We start from the raw sequence: 7,495 nt of genomic DNA on the forward strand, positions 1-7,495 counted from the left end.
CTCGTCTGGTGGGGTGCTGCGGTGAGGTCGCGTCGCTTCGGTCACGGCAGCGGGACCACCGTGGGGAGCCCGTTCACCGGATGCGGGATGAGGCGCGCCTCGACGTGATAGACCTCGGCGAGGAGCTCTTCGGTGATGACGCTGCCCGGCGGACCGTCGGCGACGATCTGTCCGTGGTCGAGGACGATGATGCGGTCCGCGTACTGCGCCGCCTGGCTCAGGTCGTGCAGGACCATCACCAGACCGCGGCCGTGGTCGGTGTGGAGCCGGTGGAGGAGCCGGAGCACCTCGGTCTGATGTCCCAGGTCGAGATAGGTGGTGGGCTCATCGGCGAGCAGCCAGGGGGTCTGCTGGGCAAGCGCGCACGCCAGCCACACTCGTTGGCGCTGACCGCCCGACAGGGCGTCCACCGGCCGGTCTTCGAGATCATCGAGCTGGCACAGCCTGAGGGCGTCAGCGATCACCTGTTCCCCTGCCGCGTCACCGGTGCCGAACGGACCTCGGTACGGGTATCGGCCATAGGAGACCAGCGTTCGCACGTCGATGGCTTCGGGGATCACAGCGCTCTGTGCGACGAGGGCAAGGTGCCGAGCGCGGACCTTGGTCGGCATTCGAGCGATCGACGCGCCGTCGAGCAGGACAGCGCCGACCGACGGAGTCAGCAGGTGACACAGGGCCGCGAGAAGCGTGGACTTGCCCGACCCGTTCGGCCCGAGCAACGCAGTGACCTCGCCCGGATCGAAGCTCACGCCGAACTCGGTGAGCACCGGCACCTGGCCGTATCCGACGGTGACGGCCTCGGCCGCCAGTGGTGGCACCACAGGCGACGTCGTGATCGCATATGGCCCGGCTTCAGCGCTCGGCTCATGTATCGGGGCATCGTGCGCATGGCTGTCGATGGCACGTCCATCCATGGTCGAGTGGTCGATCTCCATGCTCTCCCTCATCAAGCCGCCTGCTTTCGCGCATTGAGTAGCCACAACAGGACGGGGACGGAGAGGGGCGCGATCACCGCGCCGACCGGTAGTCCTGTGACACTTCCTGTTCCGGGCAGAATCAGCGTCGCCTGCTCGGCAATCAGATCGGCGGCCGGGAGAATCGCGGCCGCGACCAGTCCGCCCGCAAGGATCAGCACGCCGGGATGAGTGCTTCGGGTAACGCGACGGGCGATCTGCGGCCCGATCAAGCCAATGAACATGACCGCGCCGACTCCGATCACGCCGCCAACGCTGAGCACGATGGCGCCGATCATGGCCAGGGCACGCGCTCGCTTGTGGTTCGCCCCGAGGGTGGACGCCATAGCCGGGCCGAGGCGGAGCGCCGACAGGGGTCGGGTTTGGCTCAGGACGATCAGCAGCCCGGCGATGGTCAGCGCGGCTATGGGCGGGACGTCGTCGAGCGTGCGGGCGTTGACCGACCCGACCAGCCACCGCAGCACGTCACCGATCGGTCGGCCGGTCAGCGCCAGCACTCCAAGGACCACAGCGGTCAGGATCGAGCCGATGAGCACACCCGAAAGCGCGATCAGTCCCGAGTCGTTCCAGCGCCCGCGAACGGTCAGCGCGATCAGACCGACCGCACAAAGCCCGCCCACGGCTGCCGCGAGCAGAACCACAGGCTGACCCTCGGCTATACCCACACCCGTGGTCAGCACGACGCCGAGTGCCGCACCCGAGGAGATGCCCAGCATCCCCGGTTCGGCCAGCGGGTTCCGCAGGGAGGCCTGCAGCGCCGCGCCCGCACTTCCCAGCGCGAGTCCAGATGTCGCCCCGATGACGAACCTGGGCACGCGCAGGCCCACGACTAACGCATCAACGGAGGAATGCGGGCGTCCCGTCACAACGGCGAGCGCCTGTCCGGCGGTGATCGCCGATTGGCCCACAAGGATGTGACCGAGCCCGGTCACCGCAAGGACGACTAGACACGCGCAGCAGAGCACCACGACCCGGCGAGTCGTCCGACGGGCGAGGGTGCGCCGAGGAGCCGGCCGTGCATCGCTTGGCCACCACCGACGCTCCTTGTGGAGCCGGGGTGGCGCTGGGGGGTTACTCGTTGCTGTTCGGGGCATCAGATCGGCTCCACCGCGGGGGACCGGCCGGCCCGCAGGCCGCGCAACAAGAGCAGCAACGCCGGTCCGCCCAGCACCGCGACACAGACCCCGACGGGGGCCTCCTGCGGGTAGGTGCTCAGCCGGCCGACGATATCGGCGATGAGCAGCAGGAGAGCACCCGTGACGGCAGTCGGCCATACCAGGGAGGAGGTGTGTTCTCGCCGCAGCGATCGCCTGGTCAGGAACGGCGCGAGCAGCGCGACGAACGGGATCGGGCCGCAACACGAGACCACGGTCGCGGTCATCAACGACGACACCACGACGACCTCGATGACAACGCGCCGAGGACGGATGCCAACGCTGGCCGCGAACCGCTCGCCAGAGCGGACCACACTCACCGCCCGCGCCAACGGCACCACGCACACTGCCAGCACGCCGGCACCGATGAAGACCGGAAGAGCCATCGTCCAGGTACGGCCGGCCAAGATGCCCAGCAGGTAGCGGAACAACAGATCCGTCGCCATCGGAGACCCGACGCTGATCACTGCGATCGTCAGGGCGGTCAAACCGGCCGAGACCGCGGCGCCGACGACAGCGAAGCGAACCGGGTCACGCTGTCGCGAGGAAAACTGCAAGACGATCAGGGAACCTCCGAGCGCCCCAGCGAACGTCACGAGCGGGCCGACCACGAACGCGCCGCCGACCCCGGTCACCACGGTCAACGCCATCGCCAACGCGGCGCCAGGACCCGCCCCCAGCAGATCGGGCCCCGCGAGCGGGTTGCGGAACACGTCTTGCATCAACAGTCCGACCACGCCCAGCCCACCGCCGGCGATGACAGCGACAACCGCGCGCGGCACCCGCAACTGCCAGAACACCACCCACGCATCGGTCGCGCCCACCGACGCGACAGCTTCCGCCATCCCAGACAGCGACAACAGCGGCGGCCCCACGAGCACCGAGATCAGGGCCAGAGCCACCACACCGGCCATCGAGAACAAGGCCCACCAGGCCGGCAACCAGCACGGTCGCTTAAATGAAGTAACCATCTCCACTATAGTATGACATGAGAATCGTTTTCATAATCAGAAGGGACTCTTGTGTCCGTGTTCACCGCGAAGCGACCACGCCGCCGCGTCCTGACTGCCACTCTCGTTGCCTCGACCGTCCTCGCCCTGGCTGCCTGTGGCGGCACGACCCCGAGCCCCTCCTCCTCACCGACGAGCACCTCAACGGTCACCGACGGATCCGGTACGTCGGTGACCGTCAAGAGTCCCGTCTCCCGGGTGGTATGCCTCACCGGCATCTGCGACGACGCACTACTCGAACTCGGCCTGCGGCCCGTCGCCAGCCGAGAGGCCGGCGCCCACGAGCTGCTCGCCCAGCCTCAGTTCCTCGGCCCCGGGGAGGCCGAGAAGATCCCTACGATCGGCGGCAGCTTCGGCCAGGAGAACGTGGAAGACGTCATCGTTGCCCGCCCTGACCTCGTCATCGGCCTCGAAGGCGTCCATGACGGGCTTCGCTCCGCGATCGAGCAGGCCGCACCCCTGTACCTGGCCAAGGTCAGCAGCTACCAGGACTCCATCGATTTCCTCACGTGGATGGGTGGGGTCACCGGCCGCCAGGAACAGGCCGCCGACGCCGTCGAACGATTCAACGCGAAGCTTGCTACGGCCCATGAGAATCGCTCGACGCTCACGAGCATCGCCATCGGCGGAGTCGACGCCAACTTCAACGTCAGTACCGACTCGTCCCTGCTCGGCTCGGTGCTGCAGGAGGTCGGCAACTACCCGTGGGAAGACACCGCAGGCGGCAGCCACGAGCCAGGGACGGCGAGCTACTCGCTTGAGCAGATCCTTCAGACCAACCCCGACGTCATCTTCGTCTCGACCATCGCGGTGTCCTCAGCCCAGCCAACGCCGATCTCGGAGCTGCTGGCCAGCAATCCCGTGTGGAGCCAACTGGCAGCGGTCCAGAATCACCACGTCGTCGAGACCAACTCGCTCATCTGGGCAACCGGGCGCGGCACCCGATCACTGGGCATCGTCCTCGACCAAGCACAGCAGGAGCTTGCCGACGCTGGATGATCACCGTGATCGACCTGCCCGACGACGACATCATGAACGGCACCGACGTTCCCGACCCCGTACGGCAGACATGGGGAGCGCATCGGGACCGTCCGCGCTCGGCTCGCCGACTGCGACTCCACCTTCCGGCGCCCCAGACCAGACGGCGACAACAACAGTGGCACCCCGAGCACCGAGACAGGGCCAGAGCCGGCACAACGGCCGTCGGCGACCGAGTCGGGGAAACCCATGTGGGGCGCCGGTTCCGGCGTGAAAATGGGGGTCGGTGGCCGTCTGTGACGTCATGAATGCTTGGCGCCGGTTGAGCCCGGGACTGAGTCTGGACGCTGGGAGCCGGTTTCCTGGAGGGCTGTTCCTTGTTGCTTCGAGCACGCGGGCCAGATTTCGCTCGTCGCCCTCGGTCCCCCGGACGGTCGCCACTCGCTCAATGGTGAGGAGGTGGCGGGTGGATGAGGTCGAGGACGAGCCGCTGTATGTGGAGCGGGTGTGCGCGCTCGATGTGGCCAAGGGGCGGCTGGATGCGTGTGTCCGGCTGCCCAGTGACCGCAATCCGCGACGGCGGGCGCAGGAGGTCCGCACGTTCGGCACGACCAAGAAGGAGATCCTGGCGCTGGCGGACTGGCTGCGCTGCTGTGGCGTCGTGCGGGTGGTGATGGAGAGCACCGGCGACTACTGGAAGGCGCCATTCTTCCGGCTGGAGGCCGAAGGGCTGGAGTGCACGCTGGCAGATGCCCGGCAGGTCAAGCACCTTCCGGGTCGGCCGAAGACGGGGAGCCTATAAGGCTGCTGTTATGGGATACATGCGATCGTGTGAGAGCAGGTCGAGGCGCCCCTAACTGTGATCAATCGCGAATCTTTCGCCGATCTTCGACGTGCATGATCAGACGCGGTCAGTATGGACACGGAATTGTGGGGCTGCGGCGGCTGGGAGCTGCCCGCTGGCAAGAAGGCCGGATGTCTCGTGGCGCGTGTGCTGGACGAGGACGATCTGATCGGGAACTGGACGCTGGTCGGCGAGGAGCTGGAGCAGTTATCCGGGCGCCGAGGGGCGACCAAGCTTGGGTTCGCGCTGCTCCTGCGCTTGCATTCAGTATTCGGCAGGTTTCCGAACGGCCGCGAGATCGGCACGGCGGATCATCGGGCCGGGGCTGCGGCAGGCCGAGCAGGCGCTGACCGCACGGATCTGCGGCCGGATCCCGGGTGAGGCGGCGGCGCGGATGCTCGCCCTGATCGCGAAGACGGCCGACCCGGGAGATGAGGAGGAGGCGGCAGGGCAGGATGACGGCGCGTTGTTCGGCGCGGCCGCGGTGGCCGGGGGGCCGGGGTGGACGTGTTCGCGATGATCCGGGAGGAGCCAGGCAACGTCAGCGTGAAGACGATCGAGCGGGAGGTGTTCAAGCTCACCGCGATCCGCTCGGTCGGCTTGCCGGAGGACCTGTTCGCCGACGTCGCGCCGAAGGTGCCGGCGAGCTGACGGGCCCGGGTGGCGGCGGAGGCCCGTCGCATCTGCGCAGCCATCCGCACGAGATCAAGATGACGCTGCTGGCCGCCTACCTGTTGTGCCGGGGCCGGGAGATCACCGACGCGCTGGTGGACCTGCTCATCGTCACGGTGCACCGGATCAATGCCCGCGCGGAGACGAAGGTGATCGGCGATTTCGTGGCGGAGTTGAAGCGGGTGCCGGGCAAGGAGAACATCCCGTTCAAGATGACCGAGGCCGCTTTGGAGGCGCCGGAGGAGCGGGTCGAGGACGTCATCTATCCGGCTGTGTCCGGTGGGCATCAGACGCTGGTGTCACTGCTGCATGAGTGCCCTCGCTTCATATCCACAGCCAAACAGCCGATCTCCATCCCCTGGAATCAACCATCTCTAGCGGTAGCGACCTGCGGCTTTCTTCGTCTGTTCGCGGTCTGTAGGGTTCTTCGCCACGGCCAACGAGGCAGGCAAGCGCTTCGGAACGGCGGTCGCCGGCGCCGGCGTTGACGACGTCATGGCCGGCCTGCCCCGGGTGTCGCGCCCTGCTGGAGCGCCGCTTCAAGGACGGCGGTGGCTGTCCGGCGTTCACTGGCAGCGCAATCGCCGTGGCCGGGGGCTGTACCGTGAGGCCGACCTGCTCATCCACAACGAGCCCACCTTTTGAAACAGTCGCTAGTCCCGGATCTTTGTTCTGCGGGGCAGACGCAGGACGAACGTCGCGCCCCGGGCAGGCTCGCTGCGCACCGCCGCGGACCCGCCGTGCGCCTCGGCGAGCTGCCGCACGATGGCCAGGCCCAGTCCGCTGCCGCCGGTCTGGCGGCTGCGCGATTTCTCGGCCCGCCAGAACCGGTCGAAGACGTACGGCAGGTGCTCGGGCGCGATGCCCGGCCCGGTGTCGGCCACCTCGATCAGCACGTCACCGTCGCCGTCGCCGTACGCGCGCAGGCTCACCCGCCCGCCGGCCGGCGTGTGGCGGAGCGCGTTGGTGAGCAGGTTGCCGACTGCCTGCCGCAGCCGTACCGGATCGGCGTCCAGGTACGGGCGGCCGGTCACCTCGACGGTCAGCACCAGCCCGGCGGCCGCAGCGCGGTAGACGGTCGCGATCTGCTCGAGCAGATCGGCCACGTCGACCGGCTCGGGGTGCAGCCGCAGCTTGCCCGCGTCGGCGAGCGCGAGCTGCTGCAGGTCGTCGATGATGTGTTGCAGCACCATGGCCTCCTCGACCAGCGAGGCGGTGAGCGCCGGGTCCAGCTCGGCCACGCCGTCCTGGGTGGCCTCCAGCCAGCCGCGGATGTTGCTCAGCGGCGTGCGCAGCTCGTGCGACACGTCGCTGACCATCGCCTTGCGCTGCTGCTCCATGCGGTCCAGGTGCTCGGACATCTCGTTGAACGCGGCGCCCAGCTCGCCGACCTCGCCCTTGGCGCGGACCATGACCCGCGCCGAGCCGTCGCCCGCCCGCATCCGCCGGGCCGCCGCGGTCACCGCCCGCATCGGCCGCGTCAGCCGGGTGGCGACGAGCACGCTGACCCCGACCGCCAGGACGAGGATCACCGCGGTGACTCCCGCGATGTCGTAGGGGTCGATGGCCGGCGTACGGTCCTCCGGCGAGCCGATGTAGAGCAGCGCGGCCGGTGCGACGTACGGCTTCAACTGGGCGCGGCGCGCGGTGGCCAGGCACTCGGCGGCCGATGCCGCAGCGGCCGGCTTGCCGGTCTCGTCCAGCCACACCTCGACCCGGCTTCCGTGGCACTTGCTGATTAGGGCGGCGAGCTGGTTGAGCGCGCGCTTCTCGGTGGTGGTCGGTCCAGGCGCGTTCGGCGAGCACGACGGCGAACCGGGCTGTGACGGCACGCTGGCGGGCGGCCCCGGGTGTGCGGTGTCC

General features: G+C 68.5%; 9 protein-coding genes. 5 read left to right on the top strand and 4 right to left on the bottom strand.

Annotated features, from left to right (window positions below; genetic code table 11):
- Positions 1-41: 41 nt before the first annotated feature.
- From ACFKCF_RS59355 to ACFKCF_RS59365, 3 genes are all read right to left on the bottom strand, one after another.
- Positions 42-935, bottom strand: a complete 894-nt coding sequence (locus tag ACFKCF_RS59355) for an ABC transporter ATP-binding protein (protein WP_394506064.1) — start codon at positions 933-935, stop codon at positions 42-44.
- Between the two features lie 11 nt (positions 936-946).
- Positions 947-1,906, bottom strand: coding sequence for a FecCD family ABC transporter permease (locus ACFKCF_RS59360; protein ID WP_394506065.1), 960 nt, complete (start codon positions 1,904-1,906; stop codon positions 947-949).
- Positions 1,907-2,067: 161 nt separating this feature from the next.
- Complete coding sequence (locus ACFKCF_RS59365) at positions 2,068-3,042, bottom strand: iron ABC transporter permease (RefSeq protein WP_394506079.1); 975 nt, start codon at positions 3,040-3,042, stop codon at positions 2,068-2,070.
- A gap of 114 nt (positions 3,043-3,156) precedes the next feature.
- On the opposite strand from ACFKCF_RS59365, the gene ACFKCF_RS59370 reads away from it, so the two are divergent.
- The 5 genes from ACFKCF_RS59370 to ACFKCF_RS59390 all read left to right on the top strand — a co-directional run bounded on the left by ACFKCF_RS59370 (position 3,157) and on the right by ACFKCF_RS59390 (position 6,120).
- Positions 3,157-4,137 (top strand): ABC transporter substrate-binding protein, encoded by a 981-nt coding sequence (locus tag ACFKCF_RS59370; RefSeq protein ID WP_394506067.1) that lies wholly within the window; start codon positions 3,157-3,159, stop codon positions 4,135-4,137.
- Between the two features lie 445 nt (positions 4,138-4,582).
- On the top strand, positions 4,583-4,918 hold the full coding sequence (locus ACFKCF_RS59375; protein ID WP_394506069.1) for a transposase: 336 nt from the start codon (positions 4,583-4,585) through the stop codon (positions 4,916-4,918).
- Positions 4,919-5,032: 114 nt separating this feature from the next.
- A complete protein-coding gene (locus ACFKCF_RS59380; RefSeq protein WP_394506071.1) occupies positions 5,033-5,341 on the top strand; it encodes a hypothetical protein in 309 nt (102 codons plus the stop codon).
- Between the two features lie 120 nt (positions 5,342-5,461).
- Entirely contained in the window at positions 5,462-5,611 is a 150-nt protein-coding gene (locus ACFKCF_RS59385) for a hypothetical protein (RefSeq protein ID WP_394506072.1), read from the top strand.
- Positions 5,612-5,670: 59 nt separating this feature from the next.
- Positions 5,671-6,120: a hypothetical protein gene (locus ACFKCF_RS59390; protein ID WP_394506074.1), complete on the top strand. Its 450-nt coding sequence runs from the start codon at positions 5,671-5,673 to the stop codon at positions 6,118-6,120.
- A 165-nt stretch (positions 6,121-6,285) separates the two neighbouring features.
- On the opposite strand, the gene ACFKCF_RS59395 is transcribed toward ACFKCF_RS59390, so the two are convergent.
- Positions 6,286-7,495, bottom strand: a 1,210-nt coding sequence (locus tag ACFKCF_RS59395; protein ID WP_394506076.1) for a sensor histidine kinase, incomplete at its 5' end; no start/stop codon positions are given.

This window comes from Nonomuraea sp. JJY05 (assembly GCF_043496855.1).
Classification (GTDB): Bacteria; Actinomycetota; Actinomycetes; order Streptosporangiales; family Streptosporangiaceae; genus Nonomuraea.